Origin of the sequence: Streptomyces sp. NPDC127197, from assembly GCF_042672405.1 — a bacterium.
In the GTDB taxonomy this organism is placed as follows: Bacteria; Actinomycetota; Actinomycetes; order Streptomycetales; family Streptomycetaceae; genus Streptomyces; species Streptomyces flavusporus.
Window position 1 is genome coordinate 1 of the sequence record NZ_JBHXVG010000032.1, and the last position, 13,824, is coordinate 13,824.

Here is a 13,824-nt window from a genome sequence, read left to right on the forward strand (position 1 = left end):
CGCCAGAAAGTCGTCGGGCAGCAACGGGGTGGTCAGCCGCCCGGCACCCTGCCAGACGGGCCGCGCCAGGTGCCGCAGCGCACCGACCATTCCGCATCCCCTTCCTCGTCACTCTCCGATCACCTACGCTCACGCAGCCGTGGCCGACCGGCAACCCGGGTTGCTCCTTCCCCGACAGGCGTCACGGTGGCGCTACCCGCGGACTCCGGCGGCCGATCCCCGGCATGCGTTGTGGCGCAGGTCCGCGGTCCATTCCTCCACTGCGAGTGCTGAGCCTGCGGATCAGGGCGGTTCCGGCTCAGTGCGGCCGGGCCGCGGCCATGGCGGGGATCGCTGCCATGGTGAGCCGTCTCCGTGGGTCCCGACTCCCTCGGCCCGAGGGCAAGGGCCGTCGCGCTCAGTGGTGGGAGTGCGGCGGTGGTGCTCAGGCCCCGCCGTCCGTCTCCCACGCGTCCTCCGCGCTTCGGGCGTCGGTGACGTCGCCGGTCGCCTCCTCGTCGGTCATCAGCCGGTCGGCCGTGCGCGCGTCGCCGACGGTCGCCGCGGCGGACATCAGTCGCGCGGCGGGGGCCGCATGCCGGTGGCGGTGTGCGCCTACGGTCACCGGGTGTGGCCGTCTCCTGCGGCGGGCTGCCGGTCCTCAGCCGTCACCGGCGGCGCCGGGCACGCCTCGGGCAGCCCGTACCGCGCTGGTAGATGTCGGGGATGCCGTCGGCGTCCTCGTCGAGGTGCTCCGCCTCCCACAGCCTGCGGTAGATGCTGTTACGGCGTTTGACCAGCAGCGCGGCCATGCCGGCGGCGAGCAGTGAGCCGAGCAGTACGGCGGCCTTGATCCGCTCGGTGTAGGCCGGGTCAGCGAAGGAGACCTCGCCGATGAGCAGGGCGACCGTGAACCCGATTCCGGCGAGAACCGCGAGGGCGAAGACGTCGGCCCAGGCCAGGTCGGGGTTGAGCCGGGCCCGGGTGTACCGGGCGGCGAGGTAGGTTCCCGCGAAGATCCCCACGGCCTTGCCGACGACCAGGCCAAGCACCACGCCCAGCGGCTCGGGACGGGTGAACACCTGGCCCAGCACGGGAACGGAGATGCTCACCCCGGCGGCGAACAGGGCGAACAGGGGGACGGCGACACCGGCTGATACCGGACGCAGCAGGTGCTCGGTGCGCTCCCCGGGCGAGGCGTCCTCCCCCGTACTCTGGTCGTGGGCGCAGCGAAGGATCAGTCCCATCGCCACCCCGGCCACGGTGGCGTGCACCCCGCCGTTGTACATCAGCGCCCAGATGACCACAGCCAAGGGCACGTACCACCACCATCCGCGCACCCTGAACCGTTGCAGCAGGTAGAAGACGACCAGCCCGCCGACAGCCCCTCCGAGGGCTGCCGGGTTCAGGCGGCTGGTGAAGAACAACGCGATGACCAGGATCGCGCCCAGGTCGTCGACGACCGCCAGGGTGAGCAGGAAGGCCCGCAATGCGGTCGGCATGTGGGTGCTGAGCACGGCGAGGACCGCGAGTGCGAAGGCGATGTCGGTCGCCATCGGCACCGCCCAGCCGTCGGCACGGCCGCCACCGGCAGCGGCCGTGGCCAGGTAGATCGCCGCGGGCACCACCATGCCGCACACCGCGGCGACCATGGGCAGGACCGCGGTGGCCGGGGTGCGCAGCTGGCCGGCCACGAGTTCGCGTTTGAGCTCGATCCCCGCGACCAGGAAGAAGACGGTGAGCAGTCCGTCGGAGGTCCAGTGCTGCACCGACAGATCCAGCCCGAGTGCCGCTACCCCGAAGTGGACGTTGCGCAGCGCCTCGTAGCTCCCGCGCCACGGGGTGTTCGCCCACACCAGTGCCACCAGGGCGGCGATCAGCAGCACCAGGCCGCCGACCGTCTCCGTTCGCAGGGCCCGGGCCACCTGTACGCGTTCCGGCCAGGGCAGCAGTCCGAGGAAGACCGAAGGCTCGCGCGGGGCAGCAGGCATCGGGAGGACCTCCGGGCCGCGGGCAACGGGCTAGGCACGAGCCCTCCGGTGCCGACCGGACGTCCCGGTGCGATCGTGCCCTTATGGTGCATTCGTCACATCTCATCCACCGTAGCCCGCCCACAGCCGCCCGGTGCGGGACCACCAGGGGACTGCGCGAGGCGGCACCGGAGCTGTCGTCGGCGCGCCGCACCCGGGTCATCCCTGAACGGGCCGAATCCCGGGAGGAGCTGGCCGACGCCTGATCCGCACAGTCCAGGGTCCTCCCGGTCGGAGATCACCTCCGGCGGCCACCGTGGTGTCTCCCGCCAGCCGGAATCGGGCGCGGTTGCGCGTGCATATCCCACGGCTGCGGAGCAGCACGCCGGCCTCGGCGGCCACTTCTGTGCCCCATCGCGCCCAGTGGCCCTCGCCCCGTTCAAGGAACCACTCAGGGTGTGTTGACAGGGCGGGCCTCACGCAAGAGCAGCCTGCATCACCTCAAGGAGCTGCCGACTCGTTCCGCCCTGCTGCTCCTCGGCGGCGACAAGGCGGGAAACTGGGAGCGCTGGTACCGCGGCAACATTCCTGCTGCTGAACAGCTCTACCGCGACTACACCGGCGGCACGGAAGGATCAGGAGTAGGCATGCCCAAGAAGGCCCCGCAGGACTGGGAGACCCTGGGGCAGGAGCTGTACTCGGCCGGTGTGGAACCCACCGAGGTGAAAGCTGGTTCGCGCCGTCTGCCGGCGGGAGCCCATGGGCATCAACTCGCCGAGGCGCGCAAGCAGTGCGGGCAGGCCCAGAGGGACGTGGCTGCCCGCATGGGTGTGAGCATCGCTCGTGTATCCCAGATGGAGCACGGTGAGGGCGCTACTTTCGATGTCATCGCACGTCACATCGAGGCGCTCCGCGGCAGGTTGGACCTGGTTGCCGACTTCGGTGATCAAACGCTGCGGATGCCGGCAAGCGGTGATCAGGGCCACGCGGCGGCATAGCCGGCCCGAAGGCTTTGGGGTGGTGCCATACAGCGCACCGCCGGAAGCGTTCTTACGGGAACAGCAGGCTGAGGGCTCTCCTTATGTGATCTCGCACTGCTCGGCGTGATCGGGGCCGACCTGGCCGTGTTCGTTACGACCACGCGGTTCAGCCGTCCTTCCGAGAAGTTTGCGCTGCAGCACAAAATCATCGCCGTGCACCGGGATCACCTCGGGCTGTGGAACAACGGGGCCTCCTTGCCGTCCCTGAGCGAGGTGAACGGCCAAGGACAGGGCGACTCCCGTCACCGAGCGCGCTGGAAGCAGACGTATGGGAAGTGACCGGCCTCGTGGGGCGAGGCCGCATCACGCTCCTCAGATCCCACTGCGAAATCGGACGCCGACGGCTGTTCTGGCGTGTGCCCTACGCCGGTGTGTCTGCCGCTGGTGCTCGCCCGACTATGTAGGAAAGCTCGCCGCGATACGTCGTGCCCAGTGCGCTGACGACCCCGATCGTCGGCCCTGGCCCATCCTTCATGCGACTCACGTAGTTCTCCGGAATCAGCACACGATCGCCTACTTCAAGGCGACCGCTCCCACGCCAGCGGTAGGCGTATCTACCGACGCTCACGACCTGGTCGCCAGCGATCTCATACACACGCGTGGCATCGTCGAGGCGCTGCTCGAGTTCCTTGACCCGCCGCTCCAGCCACTCGATCTTGAGCTGTGCCGAGCTGGACCCGGACTTGCAACCTTGCTCGTATCCCTCGCGCCAACCCCGCTGATGCGCCGCCGCGACTGCGCGATCCTCGTCTGTCGCATGCGTGCCGCATGCCACGTCTGATCCGTAGATCCGCACCCGGCACGGCTTGCCAGAACGGGTCGGCCGACCGCACGTCCGCTGTTCCGGTGTGCTCACCGCACTGCTCCCCTCAGTCGGCTGGTGCGACGAAGCTAGCCCTTCACCCAAGCCAGGCGCGTGCGATCACGCCAAATGAGACCAGGAACCAGTGGGTCGGAGCCGACTCACAGGCCCGTGACGGGCTGACCGGTGAGTGCTTGGGCGATCTGCCAGAGCTGGCCACCACGTGACGCCTTCACGAGAACAACGTCGCCGGGGCGGAGGATGGACTGCAGGTAAGCGGCGGCGGTGGCATTGTCCCGACCATCGCGATGTTCGGCACGCCCGCCGCGCCCGCCGCGAGGGCGAGTTGCTTGGCAAGGTCTCCGCCGACTGCCACGACGAGATCGACGCCGTTCTCGGCTGCCATGCGCCCGACCTCGCGATGGGCGTCCACGGCCTCGTCTCCCAGCTCCAGCATCTCTCCGAGTACGGCGATCCTCCGGCCGCCTGCGGCCTCGGTCGTGTCGCCGTCTGCCTCGGTCATCAGGACTCTCCGTTGTGAATCAGGGGCGCGAAGGTGATCGCGCGGCCGGTGTAGGAAGGGGACACGCGGCTGAGGGGGACGCGATCGTGCGTCTGGCCCCAGGCTGACGGGTCCCGGATGAAGACCGTCGGGTCGGAGCCGTCCTCGTAGCCACGAAGGATGACGAGGTGACCGCCCCTACGGCCGTCATCGGGGAACTGCTCGGTCACCGACACGATGACCGGTGCGTCCTCGAGTCGGGTGACAAGGTCTTCGACGGGCACGGGCTCCGCTGCCGAGGGGACTCCGAGATCGGTCGCCAGGCCCGCGATCCCCGCGTGGAGTGCTCCACGCGGGGTCAGAACCTCATGCTTGACCGCGAGTTTCAGGAGCTCCGTGACCGTGGGTGCCTCGCTCCGGTAGGCGAGGAGGATCGCTCGCAGCGATGCCAGGCCGCACGCCCGGTTGGACCATTCGGTCCTGTCCCCGAGCGCCCATCCTCCGTGGAGATCCCACTCGGCGGGAGCGATGAGCTGACGGCACATGGGGACATCGTGGACTCGCGGCACAGCGGCGGGCTCCTACGGCGAGACGGCAGCCTCCCGAGTCGGTGTGGTGCTGGAGAACGCGGGAGTGGGCAGGGGGACATCGTATGGCGGGCGGACCAGGGCCTCATGGAGCATCGCCAACACGACGTCCGTGTGCGTGAGTCCGACCATCGCCGCCCCCACCGCGAAGTTGCTGTCACGGGACATGCCCGGTGTGGTGTTGACCTCCAGCACGTACGGCTCGCTGTCCTCAGAGCTACCGCTACATGAAGAGCGATGACCTTCGGCAGGTGGCCGAAGCGGGACCCGTGGTGGTCACGGCCCTTCGCGAGGCACTGGGCGATCTGGTGCCTGCCTAGAGCGAACGGCGGGGCGCGGTCGTCCACATCAATCGATTGACGCACCTGGATCAGGCGAAGAGCAACGTCGCCCACGGGCGGGCGGGAACCACGCCACCGTGGTGGGAACAGGCACCTTGTCGTCCGATGGACGTGGAAGGCCAGCCGTCACGGCAGTGCGCGGCCGAAGGCATCACCACCTGGCTGACTTCCGAAGGGGCCTGCTCTATACGAGAGGCTTGGTCTATGTAGAGGCCGCCGAAGCACTCCCGGTGGTCGAGGACGACTCGGGCGGCCTGCCCGGCGAGATCGCGTTTCTCGGCGTACGCGGTGGCTATGTCCAGCTCGGTGGCCGACGTGGCGCTGAGATCTCCGAAGTCGTCCGGGAAATCGAGGCCGAGCTGCAGGTTGAGGATGCTCGGGTCTGTGGCAGGCACAAGGGGGATCCGCACCGCCTGCGCCTTGCTGCTCAGCGTGCGCGCTTGGGCCCGGAGCGGGTTGCATGCGGCCTCGTGCTGTTCGTCTTTCCATGAGCCCCACGCGCAGGAGCCCAGGCCGGCCACCAGTGCCAGGGTGACGAGCGCGAGGCCGACGCGGATCCTCCGCCGCTCCCGTTCGGCCCGCTGCCTGGCGTTCTCGGCTCGGGCCTCAGCCTCTGCCACTGTCGCTTCGCGCTCGGCCCGTGTGGCGTGATGGCGGCAGCCGCGGCCGATCTCTTGGGGGAGCTTGCACGGCGTCCCCTTCTGGATGGGGCGCCCGCACCGGGGCGCCGGGCGGCGTCTTCAAGAGCGGCTGTACCTAGTGGACATGTCGCGCATTGTGAACCACCGGCTCGAACCGCCGGGGTGGAACAGGCGAAACAGGGCCCGCGCAGCCGGGGCTCGACTTCATCCAACAAGTCGCCCTTTGCATAAGCGACTCGGCCAGGTCACCGAAAATGCGTCTCATAATTCGAGACGCGCCTGGCGTTGCGGTGCCTGAGTTGGCGCCCGAAGGTCCCTGGGTGGCCCCTTGACCTCGACTTAGGGCACACGGAGGGCACGCCACCCCCAAATTGGCCTAGACAATAAACAAACCCCAGGCCGCGGACCTGGGGTTTCTCTCTGGAGCGGGTGACGAGAATCGAACTCGCGCTCTCAGCTTGGGAAGCTGATGTTCTACCATTAAACTACACCCGCGTAAGACACCGACCAAGGTCGGCGTCGGAATGCTCGCCCACTGTACCTCATCGCTGGCCCCCGGTGCTCAAACCGTGGGGCCTGTGGCTTGTTCCGGGGGAGGGATGTGGCTGCGGGGGAACGGAGTTGGGGCGTACGGTGGTGGGGTGGGAGAGGGGTTGGGCGGGTCCGGAGTGCCGCCTGGAGGGGCATCCCTTTCGTCCCGTAATGTGGCCTTCCTCGTCAGGGCACCAAGCCAGACGCGGCTCTTTGGGGAAGGGACTTCAGGACTTGATGGAGCGCACCGTCGTCCGTTGTGCCGATGGGCACGTGTTCACCACCGCTTCGCTTCCGATGCAGCAGGCCGAGCGCCTCGGCCCGGGGCGGCTCGTCCGCTGTCCGCGATGTGCGCGGTTGCGCATTGTCGTACCGGTGAGCCTCGAGAAGCAGTAGCGGTATCCGTTCAGCAGTGGCGCGCGGAGTCGTCACGATTGTCGTGGCTCCGCGCGCCTTGCGTATCCTCGGGGCGTGCTTCTCTCAGACAAGGACATCCGGGCCGAGATCGACGCCGGGCGGGTGCGGATCGATCCCTACGACGAATCCATGGTGCAGCCGTCGAGCGTCGATGTGCGGCTGGACCGGTACTTCCGGGTGTTCGAGAATCACCGGTACCCCCACATCGACCCTTCCATCGAGCAGGCCGATCTGACGCGGCTCGTGGAGCCGGAGGGGGACGAGCCGTTCATTCTCCATCCCGGGGAGTTCGTGCTCGCCTCGACGTTCGAGGTGATCACGCTGCCTGATGATCTTGCCTCCCGGCTGGAGGGGAAGAGCTCGCTCGGGCGGCTCGGGCTCGTGACGCACTCCACCGCCGGTTTCATCGATCCGGGGTTCTCCGGGCATGTGACGCTGGAGCTGTCCAATCTCGCGACGCTGCCCATCAAGCTGTGGCCGGGCATGAAGATCGGGCAGCTGTGCCTGTTCCGGCTCAGCTCGCCGGCCGAGTTCCCGTACGGGAGTGAGCGGTACGGGTCGCGGTACCAGGGGCAGCGGGGACCCACTGCCTCGCGGTCCTTCATCAATTTCCATCGGACGCAGGTGTGAGCCCGGCATGAGCGACGTACGAGAGAACCTCAGCTACGAGCAGTTCGGGGTTGCCGTGCGCGAGCTTGCGCAGGCCATCGCCGATGACGGGTACGAGCCCGACGTGGTGCTGTCGATCGCGCGGGGTGGTGTGTTCGTCGCCGGCGGGCTCGCCTACGCCCTCGACTGCAAGAACATTCATCTCGTGAACGTCGAGTTCTACACGGGAGTGGGGACCACGCTCGAGATGCCCGTCATGCTCGCGCCCGTCCCCAACGTCGTCGACTTCTCCGACAAGAAGGTCCTCATCGCCGACGACGTCGCCGACACCGGCAAGACGCTCAAACTGGTGCGGGACTTCTGTCTCGACGCGGTCGCCGAGGTGCGGTCCGCCGTCATCTATGAGAAGTCCCACTCGCTGGTGCAGTGCGAGTACGTGTGGAAGCGGACCGACGAGTGGATCAACTTCCCGTGGTCCGTTCAGCAGCCCGTGGTGAAGCGCGCCGGGCAGGTGCTCGACGCCTGAGCAGCAGCGTCATAGTCACTCATAGTCATCAGTTGTAGTCATATGACAGGGCCCCGGCTGCGCCCAGCGCGCCGGGGCCCTGTCATGTCGTGCCGGTCCTCAGAACGTGCCCAGCTTCACGATCGACAGCAACGCGATCAGCTGGATCGCGGACGCGCCCAGGGCCTTCGGCCACGGCAGGTCGTGGGAGCGACTGACCATGAGGGTGAGGAGGGCGCCGCCGGCGACCCAGGTGGCCCAGCCCAGGATCTGGACGAACGGGGCGTCGCCGCCCATGAACATCGCGACGACCAGGCGGGGGGCGTCCGAGAGGGACATGATGAGCATGGAGAGGCCGACCGTCGGCTGCCAGGCGCCGTCGCCGCCGAGCTGGCGGGCCAGGGTGTGCGTGACCACGCCCAGGACGAAGGCGCTGATCACCATGGCCACGGCCGTCGTCAGGACGATCGGTATCGCGTTGGAGAGGGTGGCGTTGATCGCGTCCTCGCGGGCGCCGTCGAAGCCGAAGACCGCGAGCAGGCCGTAGAGGAAGCTCACGACGAGGGCGGGGACCCACATCGTGTAGTCGCGCATCCGGAGGAAGGTCTGGTTGGGGGCGAGGACGATGCCCCTCAGCAGGTCCTTCCAGTGCAGACGCGGGCCGATCGGGGCGGCCGGGGCCGAGCCGGCGCGGTAGGTGTCGCCCTGGCTGTAGGGGTCCTCGCCGATGGAGAACGCCTGGGTGTGGCCGGGGTTGTTGGCGGCGTACGGGTCCGGGGCGCCGTGCCGGTGGCCGTCGTCGCCGAAGTACTCCGGTTCGCCGCCGCCCTGAGGGCCGTAGCCGCCGTTCGACTGCGGCCACTGGCCGCCGCCGTAGCTCTGCTGCCCCGGGTGCGGGTGCCGCTGCGGCGCCGGGGGATAGCCGTACGACGGTCCCTGCGGCGCCTGCTGTCCGTACGGGGGGTGTTGCGGTCGCGTGTGCGGGGCGCGGTTGTCCCGGCCGCCGCGTCCGATCCTGAATCCAGCCACGTCATCGAACGTACCTGGTCCCGGAGATCCGCGTGCCGGGCCCGGGGGTGCGGGCCCGGCTTTGCGGCCGAGCTGTGACATCCCTTACGGGGAGCACCGCGGGATACCGGCGCCTGCCCCTAAGGGGCGTCCCTCAGGGGCAGTTGGCCGGTCACTGCAGAATGCCCTGGCCCAGTCGCGGGTAGCCGGTCGCCGGGACGCCCACCGACGCCGGTCCCCAGCTCGTGGCGCCCTTCGTCGTCACGCCCGACGACGATCCGCGCAGGCTCCATATGCCGCCGTCCGCGTCGTTCTCGCCGTCGGCGCCGGCGAACAGGTCCGCGCGGCCGTCGCCGTTGACGTCGGTGAGGCGGACCGTCCAGCCGAAGCGGTCGGCGGTCTCTGCGGTGCCGGGGACGCCGGCGGTGTTCTGGGTGAGGGACTGGGCGCCGGTCGTGGTCAGGCCGTCCGGCGCGCCGCGCAGCACGGTGACGCTGCCGGCGAGCTTCGCGGTGCCGATGGTCTCGAAGTTGGCGGAGACCGCCAGGTCGGCGTAGCCGTCGCCGTTGATGTCGTCGACGGAGAGCCAGTGTCCGAACCAGTCGTCCGGCTCGTCGGCGCCCGGTACGCCAGGCGTGTCCTGGGTGATGGTCTGGGCGGGCTGGGTGCGCGTGCCGCTGCTGCTGCCGAGGTACACGTTGACGGAGCCGCCGTCGCCCTCCCGGACGGAGCCGGGGGGCGCGCCGGTGACGATGTCGTCGTAGCCGTCGCCGTTGAGGTCGCCCACGGCGGCGGCCGTCTGCCAGCTGTCGCTGCGCAGGACGGTCTGCCTGACCGGGCCGGAGGACGAGCCCAGGTAGACGTGGGTGGCGTCGTAGTACGTGTACGGGTCCTCGATCAGGTACGTGCCGGTGATGACGAGGTCGTCGGTGCCGTCGCCGTTGACGTCGCCGGAGGTGAGCGCCTCGGCGCCGTGGGTCAGGCCCGGGTAGAGGTCCGGGGTGAGCTTGACACTGGACGCGGGGGCGACGTTCTTGCCGATGCCGTGGTGGATCCAGATGTCCTTGCCCGTGCTGCCGACGGCGAGCTCGCTGCGCCCGTTCCCGTCGAAGTCGCCGACGGCCAGGGACATGCCGTAGGAGTCGTGCGAGGAGCGGGCCGGGTCGGCGATCGACTGGCCGCCGGACAGGCCGCTGCGGCCGCCCCAGACGACCACGACCGCGCCGCCGTCCTTGTCGCCGTCGACGTCCTCGTCCTCGGCGCCGATCACCAGGTCGGCGTAGCCGTCGTTGTTGAGGTCGCCGGAGGTGAGCCGCTTGCCGAAGTTGTCGTCCGTCTCGGCCGATCCGGGGATGCCCGCGGTGTTCTGCGAGATCACCGTGCGGCGGCTGGTGCTGATGCCGGTCGCGGAGCCGTACTGGACGACGACGGCGCCGGCGCGCGTCACTGCGCCGACGGTCGCGTAGGGAGCGGCGGTCACCAGGTCGCGGTAGCCGTCGCCGTTGAAGTCGTCGGCGTGCCGGGCGGGCGCGGCAGCGGCCGGGGTGGTGGGCAGGGCGGTGAGCAGGCCGGTGGTGAGGGTGGCGGCCAGGAGGAGGGTGCGCTTGCGCAAGGTAGGGCTCCGCAGGACTGGGGGAGGGGCCGGGCCTCGGTCGCCAAGGCCCGGCCGCTGGGTCGTACGGGGGGTCAGTCGGCGAAGTTCGCGCCGAAGTACGGTGTGCCGGTCGTCGAGACGCCCGAGGTGCTCGGGGAGACGGTGCGGGAACCGGACGTGGTGATCTTCGTGCCGGTGGACGGCAGGTAGGTCACCGCGCCGTTGCCGGCGTTCTCGGTGGAGCCGACGACGAGGTCGGCGCGGCCGTCGCCGGTGACGTCGTCGAGCTTGACGTCCTGGCCGAAGTAGTCGTCGTTCTCGTCGCTGCCGGGGACACCGGCGGTGCTCTGGGCGAAGGACTGGGCGCCGGAGCCGGTGTTCAGGCCGGTGGCGCTGCCGTAGAGGACGGTCACCGTGCCGGTGTTCACGGCGCTGCCGATGTTCTCGCCGGCGACGCCGATGGCCAGGTCGAGGTAGCCGTCGCCGTTGATGTCGCCCAGGTCGAGTTCGTAGCCGAAGAAGTCGTTGCCCTCGGCGGTGCCGGGCACGTTGCCGGTGTCCTGGGTGATGCCGGTGGCGTCGGTGGTCAGGGGGCCGCCGTCCGAGCCGTGGGTGACCCAGACCTTGCCGCCCTTGCCGGAGTCGGGGACCGGGGTGCCGTCCTCGGTGGTGGTGTTCCAGTACGCGCCGCTGACCACGTCGCCGTAGCCGTCGGCGTCGATGTCGCCGATCGCGGTGATCACGCCGGGCTTGAGGGTCCTGGCCCCGGAGATGCTCAGGCCGCTCGCGGTGCCGGGGACGTAGTAGTTGCGGTTCCAGCCGTACTCGGAGGAGTTCTCGTAGCCGTCGACCACGAGGTCGGTCTCCGGGCCGCCGTTGATGTTGCCGGCGGTCAGGTTGAGCGGGCCGCCCGCGTCGGTGCCCATGATCGGGGGCTTGATCGTGTAGCGGCCGCCGGGCGTGCCGGAGGAGCTGAAGCCGCCCTTGAGGACGTAGATCGTGGCGGTGTTGCTGCCGACGGCCAGGTCGGCCCTGCCGTCGCCGTCGAAGTCGCCCGCGGCGAGGTTCTTGCCCCAGTAGTCGTGGGACGTGGGGGCCGGGTCGGCGACGGTGACGCCCTTGCCGGTGATGCCGGACGCCGAGCCCCAGAGGATGGCCAGAGAGCCGCCGTCCTTGTCGCTGCCGACGTCCTCGGCCGGGGAGCCGACGGCGACGTCGTCGTAGCCGTCGCCGTTGAAGTCCGCGTAGGCGGTCTCGGCGCCGAAGGCGTCGCCGGCCTCCGCGCTGCCGGGGGTGCCGGTGGCGTTCTGGCTGATGGTGGAGCGCTTCGCGGACGAGACGCCGGTGGACGTGCCGTAGAGGACGACCAGCTGGCCGGCCGCCTGCTTGCCACTGACGTAGGCGCCGCTGGCGGAGAAGGCGACATCGCCCTTGCCGTCGCCGTTGAAGTCGGCCTGCGGGACGTGCGTGGAGTCCGCGGCCGTCGCCGTCGCCGCGGAGAACGTGAGCAGACCGCCCGTCAGCGCGGCCGCGGTGGCCGTCGCGAGGGCGAGTCGCAGGGTGTGCTGCATGCGGGGTCTCCTGCTGCATGCGGGGATGCCTGGCGGGCATCCGCAGTCAATGAGGTGCGGACCGTCTGCGTTTGCCGGGAGTTTCACTGGGGTTCACGTGACGGGCGCCGATCAAGAGACCTGCGTGGACGGGCAAGGGTTGTACGTGAGTTCGGTCACTTTTGAGCCGGCTGTGAGGGAGTGAACGCAGGCCCATCCGGCGCCGGATGGGCCTGCCTTGCCTGGGTCCTAGCCCGCCAGGTCCACGCCGAACGCCCCGCCCTGGGCCGTCGACAGGCCGAGCTTGGTCGGGGAGAAGGTGAAGGAGCCCGTGGCCGCCGCCTTCGGCAGGAACCAGGCCGCGCCCGCCGGGCTGTTCTCGCCGACACCGATGGCGGTGAGGTCGGCGCGGCCGTCGCGGTTCACGTCGGAGGCGAGGAGTGTGGCGCCGAAGCCGTCGCCCCACTCGTTCGTGCCGGGGACACCGGAGCTGTCCTGCGTGAGGCGGACCGCCCCCGTCGTGGTCAGGCCCGACGACGAGCCCTTCAGCAGCGTGATCGAGCCCGGGTCGGCGTCGCCCGGCGCGCCGACCGCCAGGTCGCCGTAGCCGTTCTTGTCGAAGTCGCCGATCGCCAGCGCCCGGCCGAACTCGTCGCCGTACGCGGAGGAGTCGGGGACCCCCGCGGTGTTCTGGGTGAGGGAGACCCGCCGGGTCGAGCTCGGGCCCGAGCCGGTGCCGTAGATGACGTGGATCTTGCCGCCGGTGGAGGCGGACGGCTCGGTGTCGGGGTCGGCCGGGTTGCCGAGGACGATGTCGCCGTAGCCGTCCTTGTCCAGGTCGCCGATGGCCGCCGTCGAGGCCGTGCGCAGGCTCGCCGCCTTGCTCAGGCCGCTCGAGGTGCCGCGGTAGTAGGCGGCGGTGGCAAGGGGCTGGTCCCCGGTGGGCTTGAGGCCGGTGACCACGAGGTCGGCCTTGGTGTCGCCGCTGACGCGGCCGGCGGTCAGGAGGGGCCGGTCGATGCCCGGTGCGTACGACGAGACCGCGCCCGTCGTGCCGGACTTGGTGAACGGGCCGCGGATCAGCCGGATCCGGTACGGGGAGGTGCCCGAGTCGCTCTGCGCGGAGATCGCGAGGTCCGGCTTTCCGTCGCCGGTGAAGTCGGCGGCGGCGATGCTCAGGCCGAAGTAACTGCCGTACAGCGGCTGGGGGTTCTTCACCGTCGTACCGCCCGACAGCCCGCTCGCGGAGCCCCAGACCACGACGACCGTGCCGGCGTGCTCCTGTTCGCCCGCCTTCTCGTACTGCGCGCCGACGATCAGGTCGCAGTAGCCGTCACGGTTGAGGTCGGCGGCGGCGACCTGGTCGCCGAACTGGTCGTCCTTCTCGGCGGTGCCCGGGATGCCGGCCGTGTTCTGGCTGATGACCGTGCGCTTGGCCGGGTCCGGCCCGCTCGCCGTGCCGTAGACCACGGCCACCTGCCCGGCCCACGCCTTGCCGGAGACGGCAGCGGCCGGGGCGGCGATGGCCACGTCCCGGTAGCCGTCGCCGTTGAAGTCGCCCTGGAGACCGGAGGGGGCGGCGGAGGCGGGGGTGGTGGTCAGAGGGGTCAGGGCCGCGGTGAGGAGAGCCGCGGCCAGGAGGCTCGTGCGCGTGCGCAAGGGGGCTCCAAGGGTCGGTGGAATCCGAGTGCGTGAGGGGTCGCGATCGGGAGACTCCTGGGACAGGGCGTGGGTTGTACGGGTGTTCG

The 13,824-nt window shown here is 69.9% G+C and carries 13 protein-coding genes, 1 tRNA gene and 1 pseudogene; 3 read left to right on the plus strand and 12 right to left on the minus strand.

The genetic code is table 11. The features are described 5' to 3' along the window. Positions 1–424: 424 nt before the first annotated feature. Positions 425–604: a hypothetical protein gene (locus tag ACFVJQ_RS34780; RefSeq protein ID WP_385514689.1), complete on the minus strand. Its 180-nt coding sequence runs from the start codon at positions 602–604 to the stop codon at positions 425–427. 43 nt (positions 605–647) lie between these two features. Next, positions 648–1,970 carry a Na+/H+ antiporter NhaA gene (gene nhaA / locus ACFVJQ_RS34785; RefSeq protein ID WP_385789654.1) on the minus strand — a complete coding sequence of 441 codons (1,323 nt, stop codon included), beginning with the start codon at positions 1,968–1,970 and terminating at the stop codon, positions 648–650. Between the two features lie 437 nt (positions 1,971–2,407). Here nhaA and ACFVJQ_RS34790 point away from each other — a divergent pair, with 437 nt between their 5' ends. Next, positions 2,408–2,947 carry a helix-turn-helix domain-containing protein gene (locus tag ACFVJQ_RS34790; RefSeq protein ID WP_385789656.1) on the plus strand — a complete coding sequence of 180 codons (540 nt, stop codon included), beginning with the start codon at positions 2,408–2,410 and terminating at the stop codon, positions 2,945–2,947. 403 nt (positions 2,948–3,350) lie between these two features. Here the strand turns inward: ACFVJQ_RS34790 and ACFVJQ_RS34795 are convergent, their stop codons facing one another. From ACFVJQ_RS34795 to ACFVJQ_RS34820, 6 genes and pseudogenes are all read right to left on the minus strand, one after another. Further along, positions 3,351–3,845, minus strand: coding sequence for a hypothetical protein (locus ACFVJQ_RS34795; RefSeq protein WP_385514693.1), 495 nt, complete (start codon positions 3,843–3,845; stop codon positions 3,351–3,353). Between the two features lie 107 nt (positions 3,846–3,952). Beyond that, positions 3,953–4,314, minus strand: a pseudogene (locus tag ACFVJQ_RS34800) (glutamate ligase domain-containing protein). Continuing rightward, entirely contained in the window at positions 4,314–4,838 is a 525-nt protein-coding gene (locus ACFVJQ_RS34805) for a C39 family peptidase (protein WP_385514694.1), read from the minus strand. Before ACFVJQ_RS34805 ends, ACFVJQ_RS34800 begins: the two are co-directional and overlap by 1 nt. 36 nt (positions 4,839–4,874) lie before the next feature. Continuing rightward, the gene (locus tag ACFVJQ_RS34810) at positions 4,875–5,048 is read right to left on the minus strand and encodes a hypothetical protein (protein WP_385514695.1); all 174 of its coding nucleotides are present in this window, start codon (positions 5,046–5,048) and stop codon (positions 4,875–4,877) included. A gap of 202 nt (positions 5,049–5,250) precedes the next feature. Next, the gene (locus ACFVJQ_RS34815) at positions 5,251–5,841 is read right to left on the minus strand and encodes a DUF3761 domain-containing protein (protein ID WP_385789659.1); all 591 of its coding nucleotides are present in this window, start codon (positions 5,839–5,841) and stop codon (positions 5,251–5,253) included. A gap of 442 nt (positions 5,842–6,283) precedes the next feature. Further along, a tRNA-Gly gene (locus ACFVJQ_RS34820) sits at positions 6,284–6,357 on the minus strand. A gap of 507 nt (positions 6,358–6,864) precedes the next feature. Here ACFVJQ_RS34820 and dcd point away from each other — a divergent pair. Next, positions 6,865–7,440 carry a dCTP deaminase gene (gene dcd / locus ACFVJQ_RS34825; RefSeq protein ID WP_224739795.1) on the plus strand — a complete coding sequence of 192 codons (576 nt, stop codon included), beginning with the start codon at positions 6,865–6,867 and terminating at the stop codon, positions 7,438–7,440. Between the two features lie 7 nt (positions 7,441–7,447). Further along, a complete protein-coding gene (locus tag ACFVJQ_RS34830) occupies positions 7,448–7,945 on the plus strand; it encodes a phosphoribosyltransferase (RefSeq protein WP_385514697.1) in 498 nt (165 codons plus the stop codon). Between the two features lie 99 nt (positions 7,946–8,044). Here the strand turns inward: ACFVJQ_RS34830 and ACFVJQ_RS34835 are convergent, their stop codons facing one another. From ACFVJQ_RS34835 to ACFVJQ_RS34850, 4 genes are all read right to left on the minus strand, one after another. Then, positions 8,045–9,034: a YIP1 family protein gene (locus tag ACFVJQ_RS34835; RefSeq protein WP_385789661.1), complete on the minus strand. Its 990-nt coding sequence runs from the start codon at positions 9,032–9,034 to the stop codon at positions 8,045–8,047. A gap of 70 nt (positions 9,035–9,104) precedes the next feature. Then, the gene (locus tag ACFVJQ_RS34840) at positions 9,105–10,544 is read right to left on the minus strand and encodes an FG-GAP and VCBS repeat-containing protein (RefSeq protein ID WP_385789663.1); all 1,440 of its coding nucleotides are present in this window, start codon (positions 10,542–10,544) and stop codon (positions 9,105–9,107) included. 74 nt (positions 10,545–10,618) lie between these two features. Next, positions 10,619–12,097 carry an FG-GAP and VCBS repeat-containing protein gene (locus ACFVJQ_RS34845; protein WP_385514700.1) on the minus strand — a complete coding sequence of 493 codons (1,479 nt, stop codon included), beginning with the start codon at positions 12,095–12,097 and terminating at the stop codon, positions 10,619–10,621. Between the two features lie 228 nt (positions 12,098–12,325). Further along, entirely contained in the window at positions 12,326–13,735 is a 1,410-nt protein-coding gene (locus tag ACFVJQ_RS34850) for an FG-GAP and VCBS repeat-containing protein (RefSeq protein WP_385789665.1), read from the minus strand. Positions 13,736–13,824: the final 89 nt, after the last annotated feature.

Excerpts from the sequence above, each read along its gene's own strand:
- ACFVJQ_RS34830 (WP_385514697.1), top strand. The coding sequence starts at position 7,448 with ATGAGCGACGTACGAGAGAACCTCAGCTACGAGCAGTTCGGGGTTGCC.
- ACFVJQ_RS34845 (WP_385514700.1), bottom strand. The coding sequence starts at position 12,097 with ATGCAGCACACCCTGCGACTCGCCCTCGCGACGGCCACCGCGGCCGCG.
- ACFVJQ_RS34805 (WP_385514694.1), bottom strand. The coding sequence starts at position 4,838 with ATGTGCCGTCAGCTCATCGCTCCCGCCGAGTGGGATCTCCACGGAGGA.
- ACFVJQ_RS34835 (WP_385789661.1), bottom strand. The coding sequence starts at position 9,034 with ATGTCACAGCTCGGCCGCAAAGCCGGGCCCGCACCCCCGGGCCCGGCA.
- nhaA (WP_385789654.1), bottom strand. The coding sequence starts at position 1,970 with ATGCCTGCTGCCCCGCGCGAGCCTTCGGTCTTCCTCGGACTGCTGCCC.
- ACFVJQ_RS34810 (WP_385514695.1), bottom strand. The coding sequence starts at position 5,048 with ATGTCCCGTGACAGCAACTTCGCGGTGGGGGCGGCGATGGTCGGACTC.